General features: G+C 42.7%; 12 protein-coding genes, 1 rRNA gene and 1 pseudogene (1 of these 14 only partly in view). 4 read left to right on the plus strand and 10 right to left on the minus strand.

Going from position 1 to position 14,913, the window contains the following annotated elements; genetic code table 11:
• Window positions 1-492 precede the first annotated feature (492 nt).
• On the plus strand, window positions 493-1,263 hold the full coding sequence (locus Q0C29_RS02780) for an ATP-binding protein (RefSeq protein WP_291999139.1): 771 nt from the start codon (window positions 493-495) through the stop codon (window positions 1,261-1,263).
• Between the two features lie 652 nt (window positions 1,264-1,915).
• On the opposite strand, the gene Q0C29_RS02785 is transcribed toward Q0C29_RS02780, so the two are convergent.
• Entirely contained in the window at window positions 1,916-3,346 is a 1,431-nt protein-coding gene (locus Q0C29_RS02785; protein ID WP_291999140.1) for a hypothetical protein, read from the minus strand.
• A 170-nt stretch (window positions 3,347-3,516) separates the two neighbouring features.
• Here Q0C29_RS02785 and Q0C29_RS02790 point away from each other — a divergent pair, with 170 nt between their 5' ends.
• Entirely contained in the window at window positions 3,517-4,833 is a 1,317-nt protein-coding gene (locus tag Q0C29_RS02790; RefSeq protein WP_291999141.1) for a fucose isomerase, read from the plus strand.
• 241 nt (window positions 4,834-5,074) lie between these two features.
• On the opposite strand, the gene Q0C29_RS02795 is transcribed toward Q0C29_RS02790, so the two are convergent.
• The 6 genes from Q0C29_RS02795 to Q0C29_RS02820 form a co-directional block, all read right to left on the minus strand.
• Window positions 5,075-5,770: a helix-turn-helix domain-containing protein gene (locus Q0C29_RS02795; protein ID WP_291999142.1), complete on the minus strand. Its 696-nt coding sequence runs from the start codon at window positions 5,768-5,770 to the stop codon at window positions 5,075-5,077.
• A 270-nt stretch (window positions 5,771-6,040) separates the two neighbouring features.
• Window positions 6,041-6,247, minus strand: a complete 207-nt coding sequence (locus tag Q0C29_RS02800) for a hypothetical protein (RefSeq protein ID WP_291999143.1) — start codon at window positions 6,245-6,247, stop codon at window positions 6,041-6,043.
• A gap of 128 nt (window positions 6,248-6,375) precedes the next feature.
• Entirely contained in the window at window positions 6,376-7,908 is a 1,533-nt protein-coding gene (locus Q0C29_RS02805; protein WP_291999144.1) for an APC family permease, read from the minus strand.
• Window positions 7,909-7,991: 83 nt separating this feature from the next.
• Complete coding sequence (locus Q0C29_RS02810; RefSeq protein ID WP_291999145.1) at window positions 7,992-9,839, minus strand: adenine deaminase; 1,848 nt, start codon at window positions 9,837-9,839, stop codon at window positions 7,992-7,994.
• Between the two features lie 114 nt (window positions 9,840-9,953).
• Window positions 9,954-10,799, minus strand: a complete 846-nt coding sequence (gene nadC / locus Q0C29_RS02815; RefSeq protein ID WP_291999151.1) for a carboxylating nicotinate-nucleotide diphosphorylase — start codon at window positions 10,797-10,799, stop codon at window positions 9,954-9,956.
• The gene (locus Q0C29_RS02820) at window positions 10,799-12,121 is read right to left on the minus strand and encodes an MFS transporter (RefSeq protein WP_291999146.1); all 1,323 of its coding nucleotides are present in this window, start codon (window positions 12,119-12,121) and stop codon (window positions 10,799-10,801) included. The genes nadC and Q0C29_RS02820 overlap by 1 nt, the downstream gene beginning before the upstream one ends.
• Window positions 12,122-12,410: 289 nt before the next feature.
• On the opposite strand from Q0C29_RS02820, the pseudogene Q0C29_RS10825 reads away from it, so the two are divergent.
• Window positions 12,411-12,655 (plus strand): annotated as a pseudogene (locus Q0C29_RS10825) (hypothetical protein); the annotation flags it as partial.
• 292 nt (window positions 12,656-12,947) lie between these two features.
• Window positions 12,948-13,250 (plus strand): hypothetical protein, encoded by a 303-nt coding sequence (locus Q0C29_RS02830; protein WP_291999148.1) that lies wholly within the window; start codon window positions 12,948-12,950, stop codon window positions 13,248-13,250.
• Here Q0C29_RS02830 and Q0C29_RS02835 read toward each other — a convergent pair.
• The 3 genes from Q0C29_RS02835 to Q0C29_RS02845 all read right to left on the minus strand — a co-directional run.
• Complete coding sequence (locus Q0C29_RS02835) at window positions 13,222-13,875, minus strand: HAD family hydrolase (protein ID WP_291999149.1); 654 nt, start codon at window positions 13,873-13,875, stop codon at window positions 13,222-13,224. The two genes, Q0C29_RS02830 and Q0C29_RS02835, sit on opposite strands and share 29 nt — an antisense overlap.
• Window positions 13,876-13,921: 46 nt before the next feature.
• A complete protein-coding gene (locus tag Q0C29_RS02840) occupies window positions 13,922-14,596 on the minus strand; it encodes a hypothetical protein (RefSeq protein ID WP_291999150.1) in 675 nt (224 codons plus the stop codon).
• 92 nt (window positions 14,597-14,688) lie between these two features.
• Window positions 14,689-14,913 (minus strand): 23S ribosomal RNA (locus Q0C29_RS02845) (its annotated part continues 857 nt past the right edge of the window); the annotation flags it as partial.

Genomic DNA, 14,913 nt, shown 5'->3' on the forward strand with positions numbered 1-14,913 from the left:
GTAATCATAGTGATTATAGTAGCAGCAATAGCAGCAATAATAGCACTAAGAAGAAAATGAAACAACAATAAAACATAAACCAAACACAATCAAAACACCTTTACTCTTTCTTAAAATCTTATTTTGTGCAAGAATTGAATCCTCATAGGTGAGATAAGTGGTCTATTGTTACTTGCCTTCATTCTCTCATCTTCATTTCTCTCCTTCTATTGTTTTTCATACTTCATTAGGAGAGAGTTTAGTGGAGATCCGGGTGATTCCCTAAGACTGGTGAATAAACCTCTCATTAGGTTTAGTAAACTATAGTATATGGTTGAAAAAGTAGGCTGAAGCTTCAAGCACACTCAAACTTACTATGAAACATTCGTCAGAAGCCAAATGGTTTACTATGAGTAGTGGTTAGGTTTATTTACTGGTGTTATACCAGTTACTGGTATAACACCAGTAGGCTGCGGAATCTTTGATACTAGGCCTAAGGTTAGTAGAGATTACGTGTTAGGTAGGGATAGTGAGATTAATGAATTAGAGAGATTGTTGAGTAATGGATTTTGGCCTGTTATTCTTGGTTCCAGGAGGATTGGTAAGACTACATTAATGAGGACTGTGATTAATGAGCTTAATGGAATCTATATTGCTGCGTCCAAGATAAGTGGGCTTAAGGGTCTTGGACTTAGGCTTATTGATGAGGTTAGGAGACTTAATATTAAGGTTAAGTTGAATTTAGCAGTACCTCATATTGAGATTGAAAGGAAACCTACCTCAACTATAGAGAGTTTAATTAAGGAATTGGGTGATGTAGTAATTGGTATTGATGAAGTTCAAAACATAGTAAATCCTAGGCTTCCTGCATTACTCTCAGTTGCGTACAATGAGTCTAGGGTTAAATTCATCTTCAGCGGTTCATTAGTGGGTACGGTTAGGTTACTGATGAGGAGCCCGGAGGCTTTAGGCAGACCACTGATTAAGTTTGAGCTTAAACCATTCACAAGGGAGCAGGCAATTGATTTTCTTAAAACTGGTTCAAGAAGCTGCGGCCTTAACATAACTGATACTGAGATTGGGGATGCCGTGAATGAATTCAATGGTATAGTTGGCTGGTTAACCTACTACGGTAGCCTTAGGGTTAGTGGTATTAATCACTCTGAGACCGTTGAAACACTCACTGGAATTGCCAGGGAATTAATTAAAAATGAGTTAAGTAAGCTGAATAAGTATGGGTTGACTACGTATAGGGCATTAGCCATACTAGGTAGGGCTAGGTGAATTGAGATTAAGAGACTTACCGAAACCTTAATTGGACACCCAATTGATGATAAGACATTCACCGTGAACCTTAGGGCATTAGTTAACATGTACATGGTTAAGGAACTTGAACGTGGGGTTTATGAACCCGTTGACAGATACATGGCTAAGATTATCCGCGACTACGGCATTTAATGCATTAACATAGTTAGGAATGGGGCTAGGTGTAGGTTTCTATGCTAGAGTCTTGTGTGTGGTCCTTGTTTATAATAGCAAGTGAATTATACTAAGTTACATCAGGGGATTCCTACACTCACTGGCCAGTGATTGTGATGCAGTACTTCTTATTGAGTGGATTCCGTAGATTTAGGAGGATTACTAGTCTTTGTGGTTAGTGATAAAAACAAGTGATAAATCTCACCATTTATGGCAGGGTTGGAGTGAGGATTAGTCCTACTAGTTAACTTTATCAAGATGAGGAGCCATCGCCGACTTCGGCGGCAATACCGGTGAAGCAGTCAAGTAGCACCCATCAAAGGGGTGTAACCCCAAGACTCCAAGAAACCCCAACACCCTTAAGGGCAGGGAGGAGGACAGTTAAGGTCCCTAACTAATGCATGTACCTTCCATAAGTGGGTTACCTCTAGTGAGCTTCATATGCATGTTTAAAATGCTACTCCACTTTAATTGCCTGCATGCCTGTTAGCTTGGCGAGTAATTCTAGTTCCTTAACGTAATCCCCGTACGCCATTACCCAGTGGAATCCCTGCCAGTTCTCAAGCGCTCCAGCTGCATCCTTAACCTTAACCTCAACCTGATTCCTGCATATTCTAAGGTATGTTGGGCCAGTTGCCTCACCCTTAATGATTAGTAGTTTACTTAAGTCGTGGGATAAGCCAGCTATGGTCACAGTACTGGGTTCATATAGGACCTTCGGTGCTACTGAGGTGTTTGACTCATGGTGTGTTGTTGCAATGTACCTGAAGGGTGCCTTATCATACCCAGTCATTCTGGTTGGTGATGTGCAGTGGGCTAGTATTAACTTACCCTCACCAATGTTGACAGTTGGGTCATAGAAGGCTACTGGCCTATTGGCAATCCACCTCATTAAGTAGTGCGTAATCATTGCGGTTGGGTCGGCCTCACATGTGGCTACTAGGCCACTATCATTCATGATGCTGAAGGCCATGCATGGTGTAGCCTTAACCTTACCAAGCGTATTGGCGCTTAGGCAATTAACAGTAACCCAGTCACTCCCAGCCTCATTTAAGTAATCCCTCAGGGTTAGGTAATAGACCCCTGCCCTAATCCTCCTATCCTCATCTGGTTCAGGTAACTCATACTTAACCCTAATGTTAGCCTCAGCTTGACCCTTATCAACGTAATCATTAGCAATACCCTTAGCCTCATCAATGTACTTAGGGTTCTTTAACCTATTTTCAAAATCCTCAGCGAACCTGGAGTAGGTAATGTGCCTAACCCTGAAGCCGAATAAGCCAACACCCTTAGCTAAGGTCACCCACCCACCGAAGTCGTAGTTGGGTTCACCAACCATAACCACCGTCGTATTCTTAAGCTTCTCCAATGCGTAAACAACCCTCATAACTGACTTAACTAAGCCTAAGTCACCCTCAGCCAAGACAACTCTCCTAGCTAATTCAGGGGATTGAGATGCCAAATACTTATGTAGTGGTGGTGCGAATAGTGTTCCAGCATATATGTGTTCACTAAACCTATCAAAGACTACAACATAGTCTACAACTGAGAGTAGGGCAGCTAAGACACTCCTCTCAGGATACTGGTAGAGGGCAACTGGGGCTATGGGCAGTAGAACAGACAGGTGGACACCCTTCAACTCGCCTGCATGGTTCATGAAGTCGTCAATACTTGAAACCTCTAAAACAGGCTGTAGGCTTATTGAATAACCCTCCTTAGACAAATCACCAACAATACCACTAAGATCCTTCACAATAGCCGCTAACTCACCCTCATAATCACTCATACTCCTAACAAAACCCCAGTAACCAACCTCACTAGGCCTCTCACCAAGGAATACGGTACTAGGCTTAAGAACAATAGGCCTAACCCTAAGAGCGAAAGACATGATTATTCAGTAGCTTGTTATGCTTTAAAATTTTCATACCATTACCTAGTTAAGATACGTTTACTTACCTAGATTCTGCATGAGTATAATACCCATGAGACCTTCCTCAAACATGTTAGATAACTAACGCTTAGTGGGTACTTATAAGGGTACTGGGTAAACCATCACTTATGGTTAGTATACCTGTGGTTTTCCTAGGGTCTTTTGAGCCTGAGTTTCTTAGTAAGGATGATGCTTTAAAAGTTCTTAAGGGTACTTACCCTAGTGTTGAGTTTAAGCCATATGACGTCAATAACACTAATGATGCCTTAACCCTACTTAAGTCTGAGACTGATGCCTCAGGTTTCCTCGTGTTTAACGTTAGGGTTGTTTCTCAGGGTGTTGTTAGGGCTATTCTAAAGAGTGGTAAGCCTATACTGTATATTGCTAGGACTATGGAGGGTTCACCCAATTACCTCATGGATGTTGCCGACTCCATTAGGGAGGGTTACCCAATCCTCAGTATTGCTACTGATGATGTTTTAAGTAGGAGTGTTATTGATAAGGTTAAGTACCTTATCGCCCTTAGTAAGATTAGGGGGAGTAGGGTTCTTTTAGTTACTGGCAGGAATCTCATAAATTACATGAATTGGGCATTCCCAAACGCCACTGAGGTTTCTAGGGCTGTTGCTGAGCTTCAGAGGAGGGTTGGTTTAACGTTCATATTCATGGATCTTAAGGAGTTCATTGATAAGTACTACAGTAGGATTAATGATAATGATGCTGAGGATTGGGCTGAAAAGTGGATTAAGTCCGCGTCCCAATTCCTCGACCCATCCCGCGCTGACGTTGTTAAGGCTGCTAGGCTTTACTTAGCCATGAAGGCTGCATTAAGGGACACTGGGGCTAACGTGATGGCGTTCGACTGCATTATGAATGTTAGCACAGGCTTAATTGATGCTTGGCCATGCTTAGGCTACATGCAGCTTTGGTATGAGGACATTATACCTGTTTGTGAAGCCGACGTATACTCAATATTACCTCTACTGATTGGCAAGTACCTCTTCAATAGGCCTGGCTTCGTTAATGACCCAGGTATCGATATGGTTAACAATAGGTTCGTTTACTGGCACTGTTACGCGCCAACTAATCCGCATGGTTCAAGTAAGCCTGAGGTCCCCTACATTATAACTGATGCCCACGGTGGTGGTAAGCATGCGTCGGTGCATGTTAAGTTACCAACCAATGAGCCTGTAACCGTAATGGGCTTTAACCCCATTACGGGTATTTTAAGCATTCACGTTGCTAAGGCTGTGGATAATATTTACTGGAAGCAGCTATGCGCCACTAAGCTAGTTGCCTCCGGTGATGCCAACAGTGTTGCTGAGAGGTGGGTTATTGATAATGGCTACCATAGGGTATTAATCTACGGTGACTTCAGGATGGAGGTTAAGGAATTCGCTAAGTTACTGGGGGTTAAGGTAATTGAGGAGGATAAGGTTGCCTAGTTTTTAACCTGCATTGTGACTATTGGTTACTTAGCATTATTACTCATCATGCCCCTGTGAATGTATTCTCCAACTTACAATAACTCATTAACCTACAATGGCGCAATCTAATCAATCGTTAACGGTAAAGTTCATAAACCCCATGAACAATAACATATTACTGCATTAGCATGCTTAACGGTTAAAAGCCTTCATAAATCTGCTGGTTACCCTGGGTTTCAGAGGTTTCCCTCACTCATGCCTAAGCTTCATCAGCGAATACGTGCTCAAGTATTTTACGTACAGCCCCCCTAATGTATTCATCAATAGTCGCCTTAGATAAGCCTAACTCCTTAGCTAAGTCATCTAGTTTAATCATCCTGGGCACTTCGAAGTAACCCTTACTGTAGGCTATCTTAGTTATCTTAAATTCACTGGGTGTTAGTAGTAGTGCTGCATTCCTTAAGGCATTGGCCATTATGTTATCCATATTCGCATTCTCCAACCTATACTTCTTAATAACCCCCCTCTTACCTACCATTGTTAGGAATGATTTAGCAGACTCATCATTAGGGAACATGAAGCCCCAGTGTTCAATACCGTTCTCGTAAATTGCCTTAACCTCAATGCCGCCTAGGACATGGGCCATGTACCTTGTACTATCCCCTGCATCACCCTTAAGTGTAACTAGAAGTTGCTTCGGGTAACCATCATTAAGAGGCTTAAGGGAGGCAATACCCTTAATGTTCCTATGCCTACTAAGTACCTTCAGTATGTGCCTAAGGTCATGCTTACCCCAAACCTTAAGCACTGCAAATTCAAGAATGGAGTCTCTTGAAGTATCAACGTACGCGTTAAGCACGTGGAATATGAAGTTATCGTCTGCAGTACTTATAGTCCAATCAGTGGTGTGAACATAATCAAAGCTAAGGTATGAGAAACTACTAAGTGTACTCACACTATGTAAACTTATCTACCTGTATTAAAATTTTTCTCCATTAAGGGAAATTAAAGTATCGTTTTTACTAAAGTATAATAATTAGTACTTAAATTAGACTCATCAATTAGTTAATTAATTCCACATTAGACTTATTGAATACTAAACCATAGGCCTACTTGTTTCCCTCTCATGAACTTTAAGAACCATAATTTAAACACTATGAAAATCAACACATTATTAATTAATAATTATTTTTCGGAGTAATGCAGTATTGATTATTTTAAATTCCTAAGGTATTTTATAGGCCTTATCCCTTTCATCGTAAATAAATACTATTGGCGCATTGAAGCCTGGCACTATAAATGCCTTGATCAATTCCCCTTCCACTTCATGCGTACCCAACTCTACTGCATCTTTGTGGTTTACGTTATCATTTATTGCTCTTTCACTCATTTTCATTACCTTCCCCACACTTACTATTGATCTTATACTCATTTCACTCACCTGAGTACTCCTTGGGGGTAAGGCTTTATATATCTTTCGTAGCAATGATTAAAACCAATAAATAAAATCATCAAATATAAATAAACTATATAGATCCATTAAACATTGGCGCAATCGCATTATTCCGGCGGTATTTCAGTGTATGCCATTGATATATCTATCCCGTACCGTTTCATGTTAACATACCTTGATGTAGCGTATAATGCAATGCCGAGGAGTATTGCAGCAGCTACTACGCCATAGGCCAACCAGTTACCACCCCAAATACTTGGGTACATTATGAACTCATACGTTAAGTACGTCATCACAACAATTGTTAATGAACCAGCAATCATTAATGTAACCCTAGCCGCATTACTAATACCTATTGTATTCCTCACACCCACTACCACAGCGGCGGCACCAACAGCCATAAAGTACAATAATGCACCCACAGTGGCACCGTATAGTGCTGTGAATGTGCCATAGAATAAGCCAACAGCCACTATTAAGGCTGATGAAACACCCAGATCAAATAAGTGCGCGTAAACTGGTGAACCAAACCTTGGGCTTAGGTAGGTGAAGAAGCTTGGCCAAACTCTATCGAAGGCAAGCGCAAACCAGTACCTAACAGCTACTATTGCACCATAGGCAAGTAAGGAGAGGTACCAGGTAACTGACGCAATACCTATTAACCAACTTAACACTGCATTGTGAGCGGAGACCATTGCGATGGTCCAAAAGTTAACATTACCATTAACTAAACCGTTAATGTTAGGGTTAGATAATGCGGCGGTTACGAAATTAAACCCAAGTGAATAATACATTGCCTCAAAGCCTAGGGTTAACGTTAGCAGTGCGAATAGGAAAGCCACCGGCATATTCAAATACAATGCGCTCTTACCCTTAATCTCTGCCGAAATTGCGGGTCCAGCGTTTAACCATGGGTAAACGTAAATTGCGAAGAAGGGCAGTAGCATTAGTATATTACTCATGGAGAATTCAGGCCCTGCGTAACTGAGGGATACTTTAGAGTACGTGTAGCCTGGTGGAAGCAGTGAAGATATCGCATTAACTATCTGGGACTTGGGGGTTATGAAGAGGATAACTATGGCAACTAGTAACCCCATTAATGATGCTGTCGTTAGCGCTGTCATTAACCTAATTCCATGCCTAGTACCCAGTATATTAACTAGGACTATTAGGGCGAAGAAGGCTACTGCGGTAATTATCTCCTCGGTTAATTGCATAGTGGTGTTAACACCAAGTATGGGCAGTATTGACTTAAGTTGAAAAACTGCTGCAAAGGATATTAATGCATAGTAGGCTAGATCCTGAACCACGAAACCTAGCACTAAGCCATTGGTTAACCAAGCCAGTTTAGGACCTAAGGCTCTACCAAGCCAAACGTAATCACCACCAACCCTTGGTATATACTTGATTAACGTTGAATACACTACTACCTGAGGCAGTGCAAAGATGGCTGCGATTAATGATGCGTAAACTAGGTTAACACCTAGTACCGTTGGTAGGGCTGCTAGAGTGAAGCCTATTGTGGCTAATGCTGTTCCTATTGACATGTTTGCAACGTTTATTGATACTGCATCCCAGAATCCAGCCTCCTTAACTAGGCCTGTGGATTCCCTAACGAATAACGAAGAATTACTCACCATCATTAAGGTAAGTAATTAAACACTTTTAAACTTTGCGTTCATAATTAATGTTATTAATTTAATTAATTATCTTAAAACTGCAATTAACGTAAACTCAACACAGGATTAACTACGCGGGATTCATTAACATCAACCACACCCTTTGGTGTTACTCTAATTTCAGGTATTACAATGACTGGTATTAGTGATATGTGGAAGAGGGCCATTCTTGGTTCAGTAACACCCCCAGCATTGAGGAAGCCCTCAATACACTTAACTTCCTCGTAAACCTTCTCATAGGGCTCACTACTCATTAAGCCGCCAAGCCTAAGGGAAACCTTACACTTAACTTCCCCATTACGTACCACAACAATACCACCCCTCAAGTCCTCAAGTTCCCTTAATGCGATCAACATGTCATTGAGGTTTACACCCAGTACCAATACATTATGCGTATCACGTCCTATTGTTTGAGCTATAGCCCCAGTCTTGAGGCCTAAGCCGTGTATAAAACCCTTACCAACACCTCTCCCACGGTACCTATCAATTACCGTGACGTAGGACACGTCATTACTTGGGTCAGGGGTGATTAATCCATTAACTACAGGAACCTTCACCGTGGTCTTCCTGGTAACAGTCATTCCATATTGAATCCCCGCAGCCAATACTGATGCGCTTTCCCAATTTTCACCCACCCTTATGGCCAAATCACTTTGATTGCGTATTTGAGGAATATTGAATGGAGGTTCCATTAACGTTAAGTCACTTAATATCTTGTAGTTATTAAGTAGCATTTGGCCATTATGATAAATCACTTCCCCATCAACCACCACTGTATTGACGTTAACCTTCTCATAATTGTCTAATAGTACTAGATCACTAACCCTACCTGGTGCTACTACACCAATTAGGTTATCTAACTTTAAGTATGTTGCTGGATTTATGGTAACCATTCTAAGCGCGTTAATTGGATCAACCCCATGCTCTATAATGCGTTTAACAACGTAATCCATGTAACCTTTCTCAACAAGATCAGTGACTGAAATATCATCAGTTACTAGGATTAGTCTACTAATGCCATTACTACTCCTGCCTAATTCTGGTACAATAACCTCAGCATCCCTCCACGCGGTACCTAGCCTAGGCATCACCCACATACCCCTAAGCAGTTTATCTAAGGCGCTACTTACGTTAATTGACTCATGGCATGATGATGGTGAAGCCACTGCGTATGCGTTTAAAGCATCTTCCTCATCACTGGGTAAGTGACCGTAAATCATCATACCGTGCTCTAACGCTAACTTAATCTTGGCTAATGAATCCCCATCCCCATTAACCACTGATGAGTAATCCATGAACTCACCAAAACTATGAAATAACCCAGTGTTGATTAATTGCCTCAAGTCCTCAATCTTAAGTACTGCTCCTGGATTATCAACATTAAGGCTAGTTGGTGGAACACAGGGTGGAATCTGCATGAGTACCTTCAATGGCAAGTTAACCGCATTCTTAGCGAAGGCAATGAGGTAATTCACACCTCCTACGTTAGCTATATCATGGGGATCAGCAACAATAAGTGTAGTACCATGCCTTAAAGCCAGTTTAGCGAACTCAACTGGTGCCAGGAAGCTTGACTCTATGTGAACATGCGCATCGATGAATCCTGGAACAGCATACATATCATGCCCATTAATAATCCTTGTATCTAAACCCACGTATGCCTCATCCCTACTGGACTTAACTAAAGCAACTATGAACTTAGAGTACACTATAATTGACATACCTTCCACTACACGTCCACCAGCAACATCAATTATGTTAACATTGCGGATAATTAGGCTAGGTTTCCTTAATCCCCTCGATGTCTCTATTAGTTCGCGCATTAACCCAATGTACTCCATAATGATACTTTTCGGGAATACTGAGACCACACTGGCCTTTTCATCTACCATTAATTTAAATAATTGAGTAAATTTATAAAAATTCCCATTATAATAAATATATTATTTAATGAAATAATTTAATAACTTACCATTTAAGGTCTTTCCTAGCCGTTGAAGTCTCATCTACTTGGAAATGACCTCAAGGCTTATGTCAACTGGCTTAGCCTTCATGGTTATGTAGCTTGTACTGATTACGTCTGGATTAGCCTTAGCGTATTCATTAATGTTATCTGGGGTGATTCCCCCAGAGACCTCTATAATGGCTTTTTCACGAAGACCCAGCGCTTCAAGTACCCCTATTATCTGCTTAAGTTGAGCTGGTGTAACGTTATCCACAAGTACTGCATCCGCCCCTGCCTTAATAGCCTTAACAGCATCCTCAGCATTACTCACCTCAACCTCAATCTTATGCATGAAGGTTACCTTACCCTTAGCCATCTTGACCGCCTCCTCAACATTGCCAATTATAGCGATGTGATTATCCTTGATTAGCACTGCATCACTTAATGATAACCTATGAGTATCAGCACCACCCACGGCCACTGCCTTCTTAATCAATGGCCTTAAGCATGGTATTGTTTTCCTAGTTGCAGCAACCTTAACCCTAGGGTTAACTCTATGCACCATTTCAACAATCTCCCTAGTAGTCTTAACTACGCCAAGTAGTATGCTTAATACGTTAAGTAGGCTTCTTTCAATCATTAAGATTACCCTAGCATTACCGGAAAGTACCATCAATGATTCACCCGGGTTAAAATACTCACCATCATGCTTCAGGGCATTTGCATTAAGCCCAAGTACCTTTAATGCCTCAGCAAGGTCAAGAATACAGCATGCATAGCCGCTCTCCTTAGCCATTAAAACAGCCTTAACCTCCACATCACCTATAATAGCCTCAGTGGTGACGTCACCCAATGGTGCATCCTCCTTAACTAAGTTTAGAAGTAGTTGAGCTAATTCCTGGGGCATCACCTAGAGGTCACCTTAAGTAACATTAATGATGAGGCCGCTGAGACTAGGGATATTGAAACCATTAATGCTGACACAGCATACCAAGCTGAGTAGCCTAAGGTACTTATGAGTACAGGCAGGGCTAATCCTGATGCTAACCCAGTCAGTAAGCCGCCTAGCTGGTAAGCTAACCCTGAACCAGAGTACCTATACATTGTCGGGAACAATAGGGTGAATAACCTTGGTAATGAACCAAAGCCCATGTACTCAGAGACCATATACGCCTCAAAGGCAATAAGTATTACTACTGGGTTGCCTGTTGCCAATAGCGGGTAGAATAGTATACTCATTACTCCCGTTGAAATTGATCCAATTACTAGAATTAATAGTGGATTACGCTTATCTGATAATGAACCACTAATGAGCGTTGATGCAACACCACCCGTTAATAATGATACCGCGTAAGCCAGTAACATGAATGAGTTAGCCTGCATACCCATTAATGTGCTTAACCCTAATACCCTAGTTACGTATGTAATTGAGTAAGGTAGCACGGCGACAACAGTTACCGCGGTTATGTAGAACCAGGCGAAGGCAAGCAGCAGTACTTTAACCCAATCCCTCTTGAATACTTCAATGGCAGGGTACCTCAATACCCCACCCTTCTTAACTAGGTCCATGAACAGTGGTGATTCAATTAACCTATGCCTAATCACAGCAGCTACTAGTATTACTGCGGCGCCAATTAAGAACAGTATCCTCCATCCCCATGAGTAGAAGTATTGATGAGGCATTAGTAGTGATGAGAGCGAGAATGCTAGTGATGAGAGGGCAATGCCTATTGTTGCAAAAGCCTGAAACACACCACCCCAGAATCCGAGATTACTGTAGCCATTGGCTAGAATTACCTCGCTAACCCAAGTGGCGCCACCACCCCACTCACCACCAAACCCTATGCCGAGTATTAGCCTAGATATCAGTAGGAGAACTATTGAATATGCACCTATTTGGCTATACGTTGGAGTTAACCCCATTATGATCATTGATGCAAAGGCTAATATTAGTGTTAAAACCAAGGTAAACCGTCTACCCACCTTATCACCAATGTGCCCAAATATGAAGGCACCAAGGGGTCTAGTAATGTAGGCAACGGCGTAGGTAACCATTGCAAGGGATAAGGCTATGCCCGGTATTTTGAAGGCTGGTTCAAAATATAAGCTCAACCATACTGTGCCGGCTGCGTTAGCGGCTAGTAGAAAGTCATAGTAGTCAAACATTGTGCCTAATCCAGCGGCTAATACCGTAGATTTAACAATCCTTGAGGCTTCATTCAACTTCATACCAATGGCTGCCTACACTAATACTCCTTTAGCTTAATCATGCAGTTTTCATGCTTAAACCATTAATTCACAATGAGCAAGGGTGCAGAGTAAGCAGCCTAAATCATTAATAGTACGCGGTGCCTAGATTCATTATGGAAAATTAAATGACTTGACAATAAAGATTGACAAGCCTTGCCCCTTCTAGGGGTGGGGTAAAGGTTTTAAGCCATGGCTGGTGAGTGGCTTTGGGTGTGGGGATGCCCCGCATGGGGCTTTGGTGTGTCTATGTGTCCCCATGCCCTTGCCGCATATCCCCGAGTCCCAAGGATCTGGGAGTGGGGGCAACTCCCAGTGAGGGATAGGGATAATGGGCCTAAGGCCAGGCCCGTGGTCTACCGCTGGACGAGCAGAGCGAGGTGAACCCGCAATGAAGCAATGAGGATGAAGGCGGTAAACCACAAACCAATGAACCGCCTTGAAGGGTGGGGTTCCCTTCAAGGTGGGGATGAGGTCAGCTTAGGGCGAGAAGGAGAGATGAGAATGAGGCAATGAGGATCTACGAGGAGCTTAAGAGGGTAGGCTATGACCCAACAAGGCGTGTTGCGGGTAAAAGGCACGAAGTTACAATAACACACGAACATAATGGATAGCCCACTCAAGCCGATAGTCCGCAAGAAGCTGAGTGAGTGGCTTGAAGACGAAAAGAACGAAAGGAGGAGGGAGAGGATAGCCAAGGCAATGCAGGACCTAAAGTGCTTTGACTATGCCTAACCCACCCAAACCCACGGGCCAGAAAAATCCTTCCTTTTTCCTTCCCCCTTAATCAAAATCAAATTTTGAGGTAGTGGGTAAGTTTAAGTACGTGGTTCCAGCCCATGGCGGTATATCGAGACCTCCTGAGACTGTTAACGTTATTAACGAGAATATAAACGCAATAAATAGGTTGAGATATTTTGTGCTTAATAACATTAATGATTCCATGATGCTTGAGGAGTTGATTATGAAAATCTTCTCATCACTTGGCATAAGCATTGATTCACCACATAATTACCTATTGAATCACTCGGCCCTTCTATTATACGTTACCTGGCTCTCCGATGATGGTCTATTCCTTGAGATTAGGTTAATGAGGATTCCAGTTCCTTAATTGCACTTGGTAGTTTTCTTAAGTCATCAATAACCTTATCTGCATTCAATTCCTTAATCCACTTATTCAATACACCTATGCTCAATAACCCCATGCTCCTACATATGTCAATGTCCCTTGGGTGATCAGTAACGTAAACCGCACCCTCGACGCTACCATTATTGTAAATGTTCAGTATTCGTTTAAGTAAATCACCCTTACCGTAATTAGGCCCAAGGTCACCGAGGGCCATGTAACCGTCAACCAAGTTTAATATACCGTACTTATTCAACTCTGGGGCTAGTAAATCACCCTCAACCTCCCTTCCAGTTGCTATTACAATTAACCTACCTTCCCCCTTAAGGTGCCTTAAAGCCTCCAAAGCCCCCGGTAGTAATTCACCGTATTCACCATCATTTAAGTACCTTAACCAACACCTCCTCCAAAACCAGTAGTCAAAAGCCTCAGCACCAATGATTGAAGCCAACCCACTCCTAATACCCCTCCTATCGTAGTACATGATCATGAAGTCGCTAAAAGACACACCATTAGCATTACTCAACTTAACCAACACATCATAACAACGCCTAGCAGTATCAACAAGAGTCATATCTAAATCCACTATAACTAACCTAATCCACCCCACACGCACTATTACCCAGTAAGGTAATAAAGCTAACCCAAGCTTGAGGCTAACCAATGGAGTCCCCTCCCTGGCTAATAGGGTAATTTTCCTTAATCAACACAAGCCACACATGCTCCACATCAAGACTCCTCGGCGTTGAGATGAATAACTGAACCGCATACACCCCCTTACCTAATTCCTGAGAATACCCAAATACCCTGAAGGAACCAAATTCAAGGCCTATATACCATAGTGTGAACTCGTACCTCACTCCATCGTAACTCATTACGTACGTGAACGGTAACCCACCGGTATACGTTACAGTGGTGTTCCTTGGTCTCAAGTAAATAGACACACCATCCATGGATGCGTTGCTTAGCTCGAAGTTGAAGCTGAAGCCGCAGTCACGGCACCACACTGATAGTATAATGTACCTGTAGGGTGTTCCATTAATCAGGAGTGTCGTTTCATTAAAAATGGTGGAGTTGAGTATTAGTGAACGGGCTAACCCTGGGTCAGACCCTAAGAAACCTACAGGAAGTGGTGAGCTTGCATTTTCGTAAGCCTCCTTGGCGTCAGTTAAGATCCTCCCCAAGTACAGAAAGGCAGCCGTGTAGTTTGACGGGTAACTTGACGGTAAACTCACCTTATACTTACCGTATCCACCAGCATGAATCCCCACGTGAACCAGCACCAATGCTAAAGCCGCAATTAGGGTTATTAGGAATAGAAACCTCCTCATTAGCTACTTAGCTAAACCCTACTTAATAAACACTAATCAGTAGAAAACCCAACCCAAGCCACCAGGAGGCCACCAGGCTGAATTTGCGCCCACCACCCGCACCATCGGGCGATTGGGAGTGGCAGGCTCCCCCCTCGGGAAAACCCTCGGGGGATACACCACCACCCCATCAACCCCGTCTTCTACGGGAGCCCTAACCACCCCCAACTGGGTAACCCCAGTCAGGAGCGGCGGCCGCCTATTTTAGGGGCGGGTTTCCCGCTTAGATGCCTTCAGCGGTTACCCCAAGCGGCGTGGCTGCCCGGCACTGCCCTGCC

The sequence above is a fragment of the Caldivirga sp. genome, assembly GCF_023256255.1.
Classification (GTDB): Archaea; Thermoproteota; Thermoprotei; order Thermoproteales; family Thermocladiaceae; genus Caldivirga.